The organism is Bacillota bacterium (genome assembly GCA_012842395.1).
Taxonomy (GTDB): Bacteria; Bacillota; SHA-98; order UBA4971; family UBA4971; genus UBA6256.
Genome location: DUSX01000001.1, coordinates 36,494 through 52,249 on the forward strand (window position 1 = coordinate 36,494; position 15,756 = coordinate 52,249).

Below are 15,756 nucleotides of genomic sequence, written 5' to 3' on the forward strand. Positions count from 1 at the left end.
CGCAAATGTGGACAGGTCGCCAGATCTCAGCAATTCTGTCCTGGTAGCCTTATCGGAAGGCCCAACAAAACGCGACCAGCGCGGCCCTGCTCTTCCCGAAATCCATTAACCGAGGCACGTCTGTGATGCTTGCTCAGAGTCACTCAGAATCGTATTGCCAATGACAGGCGATGCACATCGGGCAACACCTCATGGGTCTGGTACGCGTAGTCGAACGCGAAGGCCCCTGACCTGACCCCAAGGCCAGCAGTTAGGCAGGTTTCACCGTCCCTGAACATCGCGCCACCGCGGAACGTGAGATTATCCAGGACATACTCAGTACCAACCCGGGTTGTTCCGTCACTCTCGTAGTCCGCCGCGACTCGGAAGTTCTTAAGGACATCCGTAGATGCTCCGATAACGAAGCTCCTCTCGAATGCATCGTAGCTTCCATCGGAGTAGCCAACGCCCCCCGCAAGGTTGCGCCCAACCGCTGCAAGCCTTACTTTGTTACCCACGTACAAAGCCCCCACGTCCGCTGTAAGTCCGGACCCGCTGACGTCGGCAAACCGCTGAGAGTACTGCTTCAGGGTCACACCAACCGCAAGCCCCTGAAACCTAGTAGCGCCGGCCAGTAGGATAGCTCCCTCTGACGCGCGAAAGAGCTCAGTGGGATTGCCAAACTCGTCAGTGCCCTGTATATCGCCGGATGAAAGCGCGAGGATGGCCGCTCCGAGGTTGTGCTTTGCATAGCCAATGCCGAAATAGCCCGCAACGCCAGATTGAACGTGATAAGCTGATACGAGGCCTGAAGTACTAAGGTACGCGAGACCGGCCGGGTTGTAGTAGACTGCCGTTGCATCGTCTGCGAGACTTACAAAAGCGTCAGCCATCCCGGCAGCACGGGCTCCAAGCCCTAGCTTGAGAGATGCGCCCGTCCCTTCATAGCCACTGCTCTGGGCCGCCGCATGGACTGTGGAACCCACGACGAGAAGACACGTTAAGAGGATAGCCGGAACCCATCTGGTTTTCATCCTCGCACCCCCAGACCAGTTATGATAAGCACATATCCGCTGCTCGTGGCGAACCGTTGTGGACAAAACGCAGCTTCCACTACGATGGCCGTGCTACGGGCGGATCGCCAGACGCTGCGGCCTCGACGGCGCCTCACCAGGGACCACAACAGTGAACACGTAGACCCCAGGCGCAAGCCGCGCCCCGCTTGACGTAGTCAGATTCCACTCGATGGATCCCTTGCCCGATGCGAGCTCGGCGCTGTATACAAGCCGACCAGCGATGTCATAGATACATAGAGTGCCGGCTTCGGGGATGTCGTACCAAAACGTGACCCGTTCCGATGCCGGGTTCGGACCAACGGTGATCCTTTCATCCAAGGTCACCCAGGGGCCGATTTCACCTAGCGCCTGATTCACGGCGTTCCACTCTTCGCCGCTGATATCCCCATACTTGAAGAGCACGAAGCCATCTGCTCCCGACAGGCGGGCGGCCTTCACAGCCTCAGCCAGGTCCTGAGCTGTGACCTTGCCGTAGGCCTGAACGCCGGCATAGACTCTCGGTTTTCCGTTGCTCTCCGTAATGGCTCCCTGAGTCACGGTCCCCACCCAGGCAGGTGTTTTGCCGTAGTCAACGTGATAGGCCATGGGACAAATGAAATCGTAGAGCTCCGCGTCGCAGTACCGCTGCCCGTAGTGGCACAGCGCAAACGTCTTGGAATCAGCAAGCGCGCCTTCAGGCATGAGGCTTGCCGAGAACGCAGCGTTCGGCTTGACCTCTTTCACAATATTCCGCATGCTTTCTACGGCTGCCCTGATCTCGTCGGCGCGCATGTCAATCCACGCCTTGACGTCGCGATGCTCCGGGTAAGCCTCGTTTTCGTACGCGTCGAATATGTATTGAGGATCGGGGGCCCCCCATGGACCGCTATAAAACGTCTTGCCGAGGGCTTGTCTCACACGCTCGATGTCGATGCCCAGAGCCGCGGCCTTCTCGTAATGGTGGGGGCAGAAACAGTACACCGCGTGTCCATACCGTATGTAGTCCAAATGGATGCCGTCCACATCGTAGTTCTCGAGGACTTCTCGGATCATCGCCTCGGTGTATTCGAGGTGGTCTTGAGAAGCGGGACACACTTTCCCATCGGTCATCTCATAGGGCTTATCCCCTGAATCAGGTTTTCCCCGGTGCCAGGCGCGATCCTCGGGATGCGCATCTGTGTATGCCTTATCCTGGTTGAAGACAAACCATGCGTGGACCTCGATCCCTCTGGGATGGCACGCAGCTATCATCTCCGCAAGCACATCTCTAGAGGGATCAACCATCGGGGCAAGGCCGCTATTATAACCCGCCGTCCCAGCGGTCCCTCTCACCAGCAGAAACACCACGTTCACATGGTTTGCTTCCAGATCCCTCGCTATAGTCTCGGCGCCCACGTCTCGCACAGTGCTTCCCCACAGCCACACCCCTCTGACCCCATATTCCTGATGGCTTCCGGCAGCGGATGCGGTCATGCCTCCACCCAACACCACAGCCAAGAGAACCGCCACGAGGATCACAGAGCCTCTCCGAAGAACCCCTGTCATAGCATAGCACCCTCCCTTTCAGAAGTATGGTGTCGATGAATGTGCGCCACGCGCAATCTTGTGTGGAGGAACCTGGCTTCTACACTACCCTCAGGCTCATGCGTCATCCTGAGGACACGCCTGACTATGTGAACATGACCCCGTCCGGACGACGGCGCATCAGAACCGCATTCCATGCCCTCTTGGGTACAGCCCCGGGATTGCCACCGGAAGCCTGCCCTGGGGGCGTATCTCACCGAACATGACTTCCGCAGCTGCCCGTATTGAGCAATCGCGATAACCGTACGTGACCAGGTAGGTCTCCACCTCGGGATATGCTCGCAAGTCGTATGGGTTTCTGATGGCGAGAGCCACAATGGGTTTACCGGTCTCCATGAGAGCCTTCACCAAAGCTCCCTGAGCCATCTCGTCAGCCGGGGTCTTGCACGACGTTGCCACGATGACCACGTCAGCCTCAAGTGCCGCGTCCACAGCGCGACGGATATCCTCGGCGGCAGGCCGTAGAGGAACGTCCACCTCTCTCGTCCGAGGACAACGGGTTCTGATAGCTTCCCCAAGCACGCTTACCTTGTCCCGAGCGTCTTCTTTTCGGAAGAGCGGCATCGTTGAAGGGTACACGACTGCGTATGCGTTGCTGGTGGACGGGGCTAGAGGCAATATGCCCCGGTGATCTCTGACAACTGTGATGGACGCCCGAGCAACTTCCTGCTCTATGAGCCTGTGCTCCCTGCAGCCAACCATCTCCAGCCCCTTGCCGTACCCGGCCTCGGCCCTCTCGAAATCGCCGAGCCAGGCCGCCTTGGCACGGAGGATCCTGCGCACGGATTCGTCGATCCGCGCCCTCGGGATGGTACCGTCTTCGACGGCCGTTATGAGAGCATCGATTGCCTGTCTCTGAAGAGCCAACGTGTGACACATCAGGACGATGTCGGCGCCAGCGTTCACAGCTGCCACGGCAGCCTGCCCGGGCCCGTAGTTGTCTTTGATCGCCCGCATCTCCAAGCAGTCCGTTATGACGACCCCCTCAAACAGGAGCTTGCGGCGGAGAAGCCCTGTCAGGATGTCCCACGACAGCGTCGCAGGAACACCGCGAGGGGCGCCGAGTGCAGGGTATGCGATGTGGGCAGTCATTATGGCCGGCACTCCGGCCTTGATGGCTGCGGCGAATGGCGCGAGCTCCACTCTTGCCAGGTCTTCGCCGGGGAAATCTATCGTCGGCAGGTCCTCGTGGGTATCGTACCTCGTCCTTCCGTGACCTGGAAAGTGCTTGGCCTCACAGACCACACCCGCGTCTCGGAATCCGCGGATCATCGCCTCCGCGAGCCGCGACACCTCGTCGGGGTCATCCCCGAACGAGCGGACCCCGATTATCGGGTTGTCCGGTTCCGCGTTCACGTCCACAACGGGCGCCGATACAATGTTCATGCCCATAGCGAGAGCCTCGCAGCCCATCGCATATGCCGCTTCATAGGCGTGCCGCGTGCTGCCCGTTGCACCGATAGCCATGGCGCCTGGAAACGTGCAAGCGCCCTCGGTCACCTGCATGACTATACCGCCTTCGCTGTCCCCGTGGACGAATAAAGGCGCAGCGGCTCCTGCGGCACGGGCTGCTCTTTGCAGCTCGGTAGTGAGAGCTCTCATCGACTCCGGGGTCCTTGCGTTTCTTGCAAGGACCGCAACTCCGCCTATGCCGGGATCCCTAAGGAGTCCGGTGACCCCCGGCGGCAGCTCCCCGTGAAAGGGCTCCGGGAAGCCAACCATCATCATCTGGCCGATTTTCTGCTTGAGGTCCATGGAGTCCAGGACCGACTCAATGTTTGTGCAATTGCTTGCGCTCTCCACAGGTCTCAGCTTCCACCTTTCTCACATGTTGAGGCTCAACCCTTTATCGAGCCGATCATAATGCCCTTTTGGAACAAGTTTTGCATCGACAGGTACACGATGACTATCGGCAGAGTTGCAAGAGTCATCCCGGCACACAGCGTCCCCCATTGTGTCACATTCAAGCCCCTGAACATCGTCAGAGCTAGCGGCAGCGTCTTGAGCCTGATGTTGTTGATGATGAGAAGGGGCCAGAAGAAGAGGTTCCATGACCACATTGCCTTGAATATTGCCATGGTGGCCGTGACCGGCTTCGCGAGAGGAAGCATTATGGACATGTATGTACGAAACGCAGAGCAGCCGTCCACTCGTGCCGCATCCTCGAGGTCCTGAGGGATCGTCTGAAAGAACTGCTTGAACATGAAGATGCCGAAACCGCTGGCCAGGAACGGCACGATCATGCCTTGATATGAATCCAGCCACCCTAATCTCCGCACGACCAGGTACAACGGGATGGCGATCACGTAAAACGGAACCATCATAGTTCCCAGGGCAAGGTAGAACAGAAGATTCTTCCCGGGGACCCTCCTTCTGGCTAGGACGTAGCCTGCAAGAGAGTCTATTATCAGCGCCGGCCCTGTGATGAGCACGCTTACGATGAGGCTGTTCCAGAAGAACGTTCCGAGGCTTACGGATTCATCGAAGCTGCGGGAGAAGTTCCATGCCTTCACGTAATTGGCCAACGTGACATCTGTCGGGATCAGCTGGTACGATATGATAACCGAATCAGGAGCAAGTGAAGTCGAGATCATCCAAAGAAACGGTGCCGCCATCACAAGTGCGCCGAGTATCAAGGCTGCATACTTGAGTACTCCCAAGATGTATCCCTGAATTCGTCCGCTGCGTCCTCTAGTCAAAGCATTTCACCTCCGACCTATTACCGGAAAGCTAATACACGATCTCCTCCGCCCGGAAGGCTCGGCGCATCACCCAGCTCAGCAGCAGCAGCCCGAGAAACAACGTAACCGCGAGCGCGCTCGCGTACCCCATATCGAACTCGAAGAACCCCTTTGTGTACAGCAGGTTAATCAGCGTTGTAGTGCTGTAACCTGGCCCGCCGCCCGTCATGACGTACGTTTGTGTAAATACCTGGAAAGAACCGATAACCTCGGTGACCAGGATGAAGAAGGTCGTCGGTTTGAGCAGGGGGATGGTTATGAACCGGATCCTCTGCCACCCCGTTGCGCCGTCGATCGCCGCGGCCTCATGCAATTCTGGCGGGATCCCCTGAAGGCCCGCAAGGAAGATGGTCATGACGTATCCTAATTCCTTCCACACGCTCATTATGCATACGGAAAACATTGCAAGTCTGGAATCTGCAAGCCACCCCTTCGGAGGAAAGCCCAACGCCTTGAGCATCTGGTTTGCGAGGCCGGCCTCGCTTGCGTTGAAGACCAGCGACCACACGATCGAGGCCGCAACCATCGAGGTGACAACGGGCAGGAAGTAAATCGTCCGGAGGAAGTTCTTGCCGAACAAATGCTTCTGGTCTAGCAGAAGCGCAAGAGCAAGACCCAACACCAGGCGTGCAGGCACGGTGCCCAGGCTGTAACGCAGGGTGTTCCAGATTGCGACCCTGAAAACGCTGTCTTTGAACATTTTAATGAAATTAGCGAGCCCGGCAAATTGGGGCTGCCTTAGAGACAAGATGCTGTAGTTGAACAGGCTCAGGTAGAAGCTCCACGCCACTGGTATGAATATGAACACAAGGAAGACCATGTAGGCGGGAGCGATCATGGAGTATGACTCCAGGAGCTCGCCAACTCTGTACACCACTGCCCTAATTCTTCTCTTTCGCCTAGCCATATCATGAGCCACCGTTGTCTGAACGCTGCCACCTGGCGTTGTCGCCGTCTGCTTCACCCGGTATCCCCCGCTTTCTGGGCTACCGCCTCCGCCGGGCCCAAGCCCGGCGGAGGCTCCACACACCAACGGTTATTCGAGCCTATCGAATCTCAGGGCTGTTTCAGTATCTCTTCCAGCTTCTTCTGGAGGTCATCCATGGCCTGTTTTACCGTCTTCTTGCCTTCCATCGCCTCTTGAACCTCTGCGCGTATCGCGCTTGAGAAGCTCGAAGCTTTGGGATGCTTGAAGTAGAAATACCCGCCCACCTCAAGCTGCTTGGCAAACGCCTGCTTGATGGGATCCTTGAAGTACTCGTGACCCACGAGAGACTTCCTCGCCGGTGAGAATCCGGAGAGCTTGCAATACTCAGCCATCCACTTCGGCGAGAGGAAGAACTCGATGAACTTCCACGCGGCTTCTTTGTTTTTGGACTGCTTCGACATAACGAGCACGTCAGCTCCTGCATAAGCCGCGTGCCCTTTCTTGTGCGGCAGCAAGCCGATCCCGAACTTCCCTGCAAGCGCAGGCTCCTTGGAGAAGGTGGCGGCAGTGTCCTCGCCGTCGAAGAAGAGGGCCACCTTGCCTTCGGCGAACATCTTCTGGATCTCTTGCAGGTTTATCGTGGTTATGCCGGGTGGTGTAACCTTGTGCGTTCTGATGAGGTCCACGTAGAACTGCATGGCCTCGATCACAGCAGGATTGTTCGCAGTGGCCACGTTCCGCTCTTCGTCAACGAAGTCGACGCCATTCTGACGCACGAACGGCTGGTACTGGGAAACGTAGCGCCCGGAGGTCCCGAACCCGTACTGATCGATCACCCCGTCGCCGTTGAGGTCGCGTGTCAGCTTTTTGGCATATGTCAAGAACTCTTCCCACGTCCAGCTGGTCGTCGGCTCAGGGACGCCAGCGGCCGCCAAGAGGTCCTTCCGATAGAACATCGCGCGCACAGTGCCAAACCACGGGAGGGCATACAGCTTTCCGTTATACGTGCATCTCTCAATGAACTGCGGGTAAAAGTCGTTTTTCACCGCCTGCGGTATATATGCGTCAAGAGGTTCCAGCGCGCCCGCCGCTGCCAGCACATGCTCGAAGGGATCACCAACGGTGAACACGTCCGCGATGGTGCCCCCTACTATGGCAGCTTGGAACTTGGTGTGGGGGTCTTCAGCCCACGGGATCGCCTGGAAATTTACCTGTATGTCCGGATTCGCAGCTTCAAACTCGTCGATTAGCTGGCGCACAAGTGCACTGGTCTCAGGGGTACCACCAGCCTGCCAGAAAGTGATGGTAACCTTCTTGGCAGCGCTCGCTAGCGGAACAGCTATCAGCATGATCGCGAGACACGCAACGGAGACCAAGGCAAATCGCTTTAGTACTCTCGAAAACCGAGGCATCTCCTATTTACCTCCTCGTATTCATGATTAGGTCCCGGCAAGAACAGCACACCAAAAGACCCGTCTCCTACCTTTCCTAACCTCGCCTACCTCGCCTGAGTCACCCGAGTCCGTCCCATCCGTCCGATCCCGTGATCACCCCCCATCTCCTGGCACTTGGCGCAAGTTAACGGAAGACTCAGTCTGTCTAACCATGGCCTCGATCTCTTGCAGGTACCACGCGGCGTCCGAAAGCGTGCTGTCATCCCAGTCGCACCATGCGAGATCTGCCGTGCGAAGGAACCTTTTCATGGCGTCCAGGGCACGCGCGTCGGAGGTATCGTACCCTTGCGTTGCCGCTTCTGAAGGACGCAGTCCGCACCCGCAGCGCCCGTAGCGCCAGGCGTTGTACGCCTCGCAGAACGCCAAGAACCTGTTGAAGCCCTCTTCCAGCTCCGAGGCAAGGCGCTCGTTCTGCAGTAGCCTCTTGACGACAGGAATGAGGGTTCTTATGATTCCTGCGGCCATGAGAAGGTCCTCGGAAGCTCGCTGTGAGCTGGGGTTCGCCGCCACATCGCAAGCATAGTCGCGGGTATCTCTAAGCGCGTCATAGTACCTCGTGTAGGCCTCGACCAGCAACTTGAGCGGCTCCCGTGCCTCAGCCCCCGCGACGACTGCAACTGCCTCTTGCAGCGCCGCTTCAGGTCGGTACGAGGCAGGGTCCCAACAGTACTTTCCGATGGTCCACAGAGGAATCTTGGACGCCTCCACCTGCCGCATCGGGTTAGACACAAGACCCTCGATCCAACGGGGCAGCTCCGTGCATGATAGCCTCACGGGCTCGAGCAACAAACGCCAGGGGTACGGCGCGAGGTAGTCATTCACCGGGTAGTTCAGCCACAGAAACGGCTTTCTGCCCACCAAGGAGGAGAAGAACCGGGCATCTTCCCCGGTGACGATCGTTGAATTCCACTCGGGGCCCGTCCAAAAGACATCTACATCCTCTGGCAGACCGTGCACCAATGCTTCTGTGTAATCCTTCCTTTCAAGTGCATAGCGGGTGAAATACGTAGTCGGACAGAATATGAGCTTGTTCTCAGAGTCGAGACTCCTCAACGCATCGTCGAGGCGCCTTACGAGATCTACATGCGCGTGGCCCAGCCCCGCATATGCGCGCCTGTCCTCCGGGTGTGTCATCTCGAAGTTGATGTCATCAAGGGCAAGCGCGAAGGTCCTCACCCCGAGGTCGTATGAAGCCCGGAATTTCGCAACAAGAAGCGCCAGGTCCTGTTCGCTTGAGTAACATATTGGAGGCTCACTTCGAAGGGAAGGATTGACAGCAACGCATACACGAATGTACCTCTCATTGCAGCGCTGCACTATTTCTGAAATCGCCTGCAGATGTTCGTCTGAATACGGCATCCGCCACTCGCGGCAGTGCTCTGGCACCATTCCGTAGCACATCATCAGGAAATTGAACCGACACGCAGGCAGGAAATCTATGATCGATAGGTAATCCGATGGGTTCCACCGCAGTCCTTTTATCCCGCGCACAGCCATGGCAGGAGAGGACGAGATGTCGAGCACCGGGACCTCAAGCACACCGTTTTCGAACCTTGACCGCATCTTCAGTTCCTGGACGCCGTAGAGCAGGCCGGCTGGCGACGCTGCAACGAGCCTGGCCTCGACGTGCGGCCCCTCGCCCCCCGGTGAGACGGTCAAACGGTAGCCTTCCTCCGACGCCTGCCCGAGCGCCTCAGGATTCAAAGCCAGCGAGATTATATCTCCCTCGCCTCTCTCGACGGACGCACCTTGGCGGCGGTCAGGCCTGTCAAGCGCTACAGGGATATCCACCCCGAAGACCATCCGCAGGAAATCCTTGAGATCTCGGACGGCTGCGGAGCGCTTCCGCTCGGGGGAATCCACCAAAATGGAGCATGTCCTATGAATACTGGCCTGGCCAGTACTGCCTGCACCAGTCAATGTCCTCAGCCCTCACCTGTCGTTGGTCGTTGCCGCACCTTCCCGCTCGGCCCCACGCGGGCCGAGCGCTGATCCATGCCTGGTCCTCACCTTCTGGTCCCGTATCCACCCGCAAACCTCGGCTCCCATTGCTGGTTGTGCTCGTCTCCGCCCTCCACGTTGGAGCTTATGAAGACAGGCGGCTTTATCCCCGCCCGAAGCAGCCTCTCCACGACTTCCGCGACAAGTGTGTTGATGATCGCGGCTCCTGTGACAGTTGATGTGGGACTTACCTTGGTCGAGAGCCCACCCACCTCAAGGATGGCGTCCCCGAACACCCCGCAGTTGTCTATGACTATGTCGGCGACCTCGAATAGCCGCTTACCGCTGCTGTGGCGCGACGCAACCTTGCTCGAGTGAGCCAGCGACGTGAGGGCGATAACCAGTGCACCGCGGCCCTTCGAGGTAAGCGCCACTTCCACAGGCACGACGTTTCTCCCGGAGTTGGAGATCACCATGACCGTGTCGCCCTCTTCGATACCCGCGTGTTCAACGATGATCTCTGCGTAACCCTCGAGGCGCTCCATCGCAGTCGCCTTAAAAGGTCCTTCGTGCAGCATTAACGCGGGTTCCAGGATCGCATTGACCGGCACGAGCCCTCCGGCCCGACAAAAGGCCTCTTCAGCCATCATGTGCGAATGACCTGTGCCGAAGAGGTGAAATGTCTTGCCCCTGCTGATCGACTCGGCCACAGCATCCGCAGCCTTGCATATCGCCTCAAACTGCGTTTTCTCCACTGCGTCCAGGAGTTCACGGATGCTTTCGAAGTATCTCTTGCCTAACACCTATCCGACATCCCCTTCACCACCAGATTCGCGATCTCTTCTTCGATCAAGCGCGCTGCCTCAGGCGTGACGCGGCTCATCAGCGCTTCGTATGAAGAAGGGTCGGCCCCCCGCGCCTCGTCGGTGTCCGCAATGTACCCGAGATGGCCGTTGGCGTAGCCTATCAGCCAGACCCGGTCTGTCGCAAGCCCTCTGATCTCGGCGATCCTCTGCGTTACGCGGCTTCCTGTTCGTGCGGTCGCCTCCCCGGGGACAAAAGCCATAATGGCAGACTCCAGATCCAGCACACACACCTCGCATGTAAGGCCCTCACACGCGCTTTCGACGAGCTTGACGCCTTCGCGCTCAGCAAAGTTTGCAGGGCTCACGGGAACCACGGGGTCCGGACGAGCCACGGGCTCGGATGCCTCAAGCCCTTCTTTCTTCCTCCTAGGGTCCCGGCTTCTCTCCACGACTATCTGCCACGCCAGCACGGCCGATTCCGCGCGCCTCACCTCGGCAGGCGACGCGTCAGCCCTCGCCTTGAGTTCCGCCAGTTCCTCCTCGGCTTCTCTGAGAGCCTGAGAAGCGGATTCGGGCGATACGGGCGGTTTACGAGGTAGCGTGACCCTCTTGCGCAGCACGCGTATCTCATGCGTCGGTACGTACTCGATCTGGCGGGCGGCACCAAGCGCGCCGTCGGCCACGATCCGGCCGAGCCGCTGTGCTTCGTCAAAACTCGAGGCGCGTCTCGTGTAGCGAGTGCTCACGTCGGCAGACGCACCGTTGAGAAACAACACCATGCCTATGGGGTCGCGTGAGGCCTCCATCATGTCTTGGGTGTACCCAGGCCAATCACGAGAGAAGAGAAGGTTCTCCGGACCCAGGACCGTCGGATGGCACCCGTAATTGATGACGCACGCAATGGGGCTCCCGCTCACGTCCTCGAGCTTCATCAGCCTCAATAGTGGGTCGAAGCTGGACGATGAATCTGCCCTGTTGCACGCGACCCCTTGAATCCTGCACGAGCCGAATCCGATGCGCCCTAGGCGGCGAGTCTCCCAGGCGACAGCCGCAGCCTCTGCGGCCTTGCACACGATCGCGCCCACGAGCTCGCGGTCGTGGTTTTCGGAATTGGAGAGAATCCCGGCCGGCCCCGCGTGCGTGTGCGTGGCGCAAACGATCACATCTGCGCCTCCTGCGGGCATTCCGCGAAGGCGCGACATAGTCTCCCGCCTTATGGCGGCGACGAGGTCCTCGCCCGCCGCCAACAAGTCTAGAGCGACCAACACAAGCCCGCGCCCGCCATCGTCAAGCGTGACCGCCCGCGCAAACAGAGGGTCGTGGACGCCTTTGGCCACTCCAACCCGTGCTCGATAGCCTGCCATCGGGATCCGGGGAGCAGGAGTTATCTCCGTTTTGGCTGCGCCGACGTAAAGCATTCAGTACTTCTTTCCCTTTACCGCTTCGCCGGTCCGCTCGATGAACCGGACCGCGCGGTCGTAGATCTTAAGAGCAACTCCAACAAACAAAGCGTCTACGACGCTGAGCTGTGCCATCATGGACGGCATGCCGCCGCTGCCGAAGGGTGTCTCCTCCGATGCGGTGAGCAGAAGGATGTCTGCAAGCTTTGCCGCCGGAGACCTTCCGCGGTTGGTTATGCAAATGACGCGAGCGCCTTGCGCCTTGGCAAGTGACAGCGCGTCCACAACATCCTTCGTGCTCCCCGAGTGCGAGAAGCCGATGGCCACGTCTTTATCTCCCGTGAGGACGGTGGAAATAGCCTGCATATGAGGGTCCGCGAAGAAGTTAGCCGGGATCCCGACTCTTACCAACTTGTAGTACGCGTCCTGAGCCGCCAAGGCGGAGGTGCCAACTCCGTAGAGGTACACTTGCCGGGCAGCAGCGACAGCGTCGACCGCCTTCGCCAGGGACTCCATGTTAAGGAGGTCTAGCGTATCGTTGATCGCCTGGGCGTTCGCTTGAAAGGCCTTCCTGACAGCCGTTGCCAGATCATCGCCGGGGCCGATATCTTCGTGAATGTTCTTGCTTGGGGATACGAGCTCCCTAGCAAGCGCGATCTTGAGCTCTTGATAACCGCTGTAGCCCAGGCGGTTGCACAAACGTATCACTGTGGCATCACTAGCACCCGAGTTAGCGGAAAGCTCGGTGATGGACTGGTAGATAACCTGCGCCGCGTTATTGAGGATGTAGGATGCAACCTTCTTCTCTGATGGACGGAGCGTTCCAAACATCTTTCTAAGCTTCGGAAGGCAGCCCCCAGAAGGCATAACGTTTTCGACTGGGTTTACGTGCTCCAGCACTTTCGACAAAGTTGAAGCACCTCCGCTCGCTGCGCCGAATGCCGCCGCCAGATGCATGACGCATGTCGCAGGCATCTGTTGGACCTACACCTGTAGAGCAGGTAGGGAACCTTCACGCTTTTGCCCGCCGCATGGAAGTTTTTCGACATGAAAGGGAGAATTCCTTCATACTTGAAGGGATGTACAAAGAGATTCTCTTCACATTGGTCGCGCGTTACCTGGCACCCATGGATATCCGTTCGAGCAGCCATGGGAGGATGCGATAATCCTTACCCCATTGGCAGCAATTGTCAGTCTACCCCTGTTGTAATTGACGACGACCAAACGGGGCCCACTTCACCAGAACCCGGTCCGGCAATCCGCTCGCCGGATTTCCACACCTCTCTCGTGATCGCCGCCACCTACCAAGGGCCCGGAGCATTTCTGCACGACACCCGCGACATTGCTGAGATTCAGGTAACCTTAGCGCCGTCAAACGACGAGACAAAACCTATGGTGCCACACCCAGACATGTCAAGATCGGTAGCCGGTACCTGCCGCGCCACACCCGGTGAATTCCCCACAACCGAAGAAGGATTTCGGGTAAAGACGGAGAATATGTGTGTTGACACGTGAATGTGTGTACACGTACAGTGCCGTTTAGCAGGCACTACGCTGCGAGCGCCGAGGCGGACACCCTTTACAACAAGTCCTTAGTTGGACCAGGTCGACGAACGTTCGTGGTCACTCAGGAGCACGACTCAAAGGTATGCAGGAGGGCGCTATGCTTCAAAAAGAGAGCTTTGTTCCACTTTACTACCAGCTCAAAGAGGCAATCAAAGAGAAGATAACTTCGGGCGAATGGAGGCCGCACACTTGCATCCCGTCAGTCCGCGAGCTGTGCGCCACGTATGGAATCAGCACAACCACCGCAAAGCAGGCGATATCCGAGCTTGTCCACGAAGGGTTGCTTTATTGCTTGCAGGGCAAGGGCACGTTCGTGGCATGCCCGCAGTTTCCCATGGAGTACAAGGAGACTACCTACATTACGGACGAAATGAGACTTGCGTCCCGTATCCGGGCGCTTGGGCACCACTTCGCGGCAGAGGTGCTTTCAGTGGACCACGTTAAGGCATCGAAACTCGTGGGGTCGTACCTTGCCGTCAAAGAGGGTGCCGACATCTTGCGTGTGCGCCGACTCAAACGAGTCGACCAACGCCCAATGCTCGTAGAAACCACGTTCATCTCGACAGACACGGCGCCTGAGCTCGAGAAGTCTGACCTCTCACAGTCGCTTTTCAGGATACTCGCTTCAACATACGGCATTGTTCTCAAGAGAAGCGATGAAACCTTCAGACCGGTTTTCCTGGATTCGCTCGAAGCAGAGCTTCTTGAACAACCCATGGGTGCACTTGCTCTCCTGAACGACCGAATATCGTATGCTGACGGCCCACGGCCGGTGCTGTACGCCAAGTCTCTCATACGAGGTGATATGTGCAAGACCTACATTGATCTTACCAACATGCGGTCCGTGAAGGAAGCGGTGACGAACGCTTCATCCTTCTAGTTCTGTAATCCGCCTGCAAATAAGGAGGTAGCAGCATGACCAAGCCGAAAACCGTGGTCTTGACAGACGGGGAGCACTACCCAGCGGTCACTCACGATGCGCTCGCAGAGCTCGGGGTGGACCGCGACATCGTGGCAGCGGTATTCATCGGGGGGACCGAGAAGATCGGCTCAGATGCCGATCTGGCGAAGCTGGGAGTGCCAGTCATCAAGAAACCCGATTACCTTCAGGCAATATGCGAGGCCATAGACACGTACCGGCCCGATGAAATCGTGGACCTGAGCGACGAGCCTGTTGTAGGTTACCGGGAGCGTTTCGCCATAGCCAGCACTGTTCTTGCACGAGGGGTGGTGTACGAAGGCGCGGACTTCAGGTTTGCTCCGCCCAGGGAGGCGGCGCGCGTCTCCCGCCCGTCCATCTCTGTGGTGGGCACAGGCAAGCGGATAGGTAAGACAGCCGTTGGAGGATTCGTGGCACGAACTCTTTCAAGAGAATTCCGGCCTGTGATTGTCACTATGGGCCGGGGAGGGCCTGCAGAGCCCGAGCTCATCCGAGGTGCGGAGATCGAGATAACCCCAGAGTACCTGCTTTCTGTAGCAAAGCAGGGCCGCCATGCCTCCTCGGACCATTTCGAAGATGCGCTGACCTCTCGAGTCACGACCATAGGCTGTCGAAGGTGCGGCGGAGGAATGTCAGGGCAGACATTCACCTCGAATGTGGAGAAGGGAGCAAGGCTCTCCGAGACAGTGGACGCCGACATAGTAGTCTTTGAGGGAAGCGGGTCCACCATCCCGTCAGTGCACACAGACGCTAGAATCCTCGTTGTCGGCGCGAATCAGCCTCGCGAATACCTGTCATCCTACCTGGGCCCGTACAGGGTACTCACTTCAGACCTGATAATCCTCACGATGTGCGAAAGCCCCATAGCTGACCAGACCAAGGTGACGGAGATGGCGGACACAATCTCCAAGCTTAACCCAGAAGCTAGGGTAATCAGGACTGTCTTCCGGCCCCGTCCTCTGGGTGAGATCTCAGGCAAGAAGATTGTGCTTACTCTCACGACTCCGCCGTCCATGGCCAGAACGGTGGCCGAACACCTTGAAGCGAATTACGGGTGCTACATAGCGGGAATTAGCTGTCATCTTTCGAACAGGCCTCTTCTTAGAGGAGATCTCGCCTCGTTTGAGAGGCTAGCACCGGAGGTGGTGGTCACAGAGCTCAAGGCAGCCGCGGTGGATGTTGTCACGGCCTGGGGAATCGAAAAGGGTTGCAGAGTCGTCTACATGGACAACGAGCCGGTACCGTTGGATCCCTCCGAGCGTTTGGACGAAGAGGTGCTCTCTCTGGCACGACGCGCGTCAAGCAATCGAAAGCGATAGGTCTTGTGAGAGGTAACCGATTCAAAACTAAGGAGGCGTTTCG

General features: G+C 58.1%; 12 protein-coding genes. 2 read left to right on the forward strand and 10 right to left on the reverse strand.

Going from position 1 to position 15,756, the window contains the following annotated elements:
• Positions 1–143: 143 nt before the first annotated feature.
• The 10 genes from GX515_00140 to GX515_00185 form a co-directional block, all read right to left on the reverse strand.
• Entirely contained in the window at positions 144–1,013 is an 870-nt protein-coding gene (locus GX515_00140) for a hypothetical protein (GenBank protein HHY31420.1), read from the reverse strand.
• 93 nt (positions 1,014–1,106) lie between these two features.
• Complete coding sequence (locus GX515_00145) at positions 1,107–2,579, reverse strand: family 10 glycosylhydrolase (GenBank protein HHY31421.1); 1,473 nt, start codon at positions 2,577–2,579, stop codon at positions 1,107–1,109.
• 159 nt (positions 2,580–2,738) lie between these two features.
• Positions 2,739–4,421 (reverse strand): glycoside hydrolase family 3 protein, encoded by a 1,683-nt coding sequence (locus tag GX515_00150; protein ID HHY31422.1) that lies wholly within the window; start codon positions 4,419–4,421, stop codon positions 2,739–2,741.
• 35 nt (positions 4,422–4,456) lie between these two features.
• Entirely contained in the window at positions 4,457–5,317 is an 861-nt protein-coding gene (locus GX515_00155) for a carbohydrate ABC transporter permease (protein HHY31423.1), read from the reverse strand.
• Positions 5,318–5,348: 31 nt separating this feature from the next.
• A complete protein-coding gene (locus GX515_00160) occupies positions 5,349–6,236 on the reverse strand; it encodes a sugar ABC transporter permease (protein ID HHY31424.1) in 888 nt (295 codons plus the stop codon).
• A gap of 179 nt (positions 6,237–6,415) precedes the next feature.
• Positions 6,416–7,699, reverse strand: coding sequence for an ABC transporter substrate-binding protein (locus GX515_00165; GenBank protein ID HHY31425.1), 1,284 nt, complete (start codon positions 7,697–7,699; stop codon positions 6,416–6,418).
• A gap of 135 nt (positions 7,700–7,834) precedes the next feature.
• A complete protein-coding gene (locus GX515_00170; GenBank protein HHY31426.1) occupies positions 7,835–9,607 on the reverse strand; it encodes a hypothetical protein in 1,773 nt (590 codons plus the stop codon).
• Positions 9,608–9,747: 140 nt separating this feature from the next.
• The gene (locus GX515_00175) at positions 9,748–10,485 is read right to left on the reverse strand and encodes an SIS domain-containing protein (protein HHY31427.1); all 738 of its coding nucleotides are present in this window, start codon (positions 10,483–10,485) and stop codon (positions 9,748–9,750) included.
• The gene (locus GX515_00180) at positions 10,479–11,906 is read right to left on the reverse strand and encodes a hypothetical protein (GenBank protein ID HHY31428.1); all 1,428 of its coding nucleotides are present in this window, start codon (positions 11,904–11,906) and stop codon (positions 10,479–10,481) included. The genes GX515_00175 and GX515_00180 overlap by 7 nt, the downstream gene beginning before the upstream one ends.
• A complete protein-coding gene (locus GX515_00185; protein HHY31429.1) occupies positions 11,907–12,797 on the reverse strand; it encodes a MurR/RpiR family transcriptional regulator in 891 nt (296 codons plus the stop codon). It abuts the gene before it with no gap.
• Positions 12,798–13,551: 754 nt separating this feature from the next.
• Here GX515_00185 and GX515_00190 point away from each other — a divergent pair.
• Together GX515_00190 and GX515_00195 are read left to right on the forward strand one after the other, a co-directional pair.
• Entirely contained in the window at positions 13,552–14,334 is a 783-nt protein-coding gene (locus tag GX515_00190; GenBank protein ID HHY31430.1) for a GntR family transcriptional regulator, read from the forward strand.
• A 35-nt stretch (positions 14,335–14,369) separates the two neighbouring features.
• Positions 14,370–15,713: a 2,3-diphosphoglycerate synthetase gene (locus tag GX515_00195; GenBank protein ID HHY31431.1), complete on the forward strand. Its 1,344-nt coding sequence runs from the start codon at positions 14,370–14,372 to the stop codon at positions 15,711–15,713.
• Positions 15,714–15,756 lie beyond the last annotated feature (43 nt).

What these genes read in the sequence shown, in the direction of transcription:
- GX515_00140 (HHY31420.1), bottom strand. Translation starts at nt 1,013, where the DNA reads ATGAAAACCAGATGGGTTCCGGCTATCCTCTTAACGTGTCTTCTCGTC.
- GX515_00145 (HHY31421.1), bottom strand. Translation starts at nt 2,579, where the DNA reads ATGACAGGGGTTCTTCGGAGAGGCTCTGTGATCCTCGTGGCGGTTCTC.
- GX515_00165 (HHY31425.1), bottom strand. Translation starts at nt 7,699, where the DNA reads ATGCCTCGGTTTTCGAGAGTACTAAAGCGATTTGCCTTGGTCTCCGTT.
- GX515_00180 (HHY31428.1), bottom strand. Translation starts at nt 11,906, where the DNA reads ATGCTTTACGTCGGCGCAGCCAAAACGGAGATAACTCCTGCTCCCCGG.
- GX515_00190 (HHY31430.1), top strand. Translation starts at nt 13,552, where the DNA reads ATGCTTCAAAAAGAGAGCTTTGTTCCACTTTACTACCAGCTCAAAGAG.
- GX515_00195 (HHY31431.1), top strand. Translation starts at nt 14,370, where the DNA reads ATGACCAAGCCGAAAACCGTGGTCTTGACAGACGGGGAGCACTACCCA.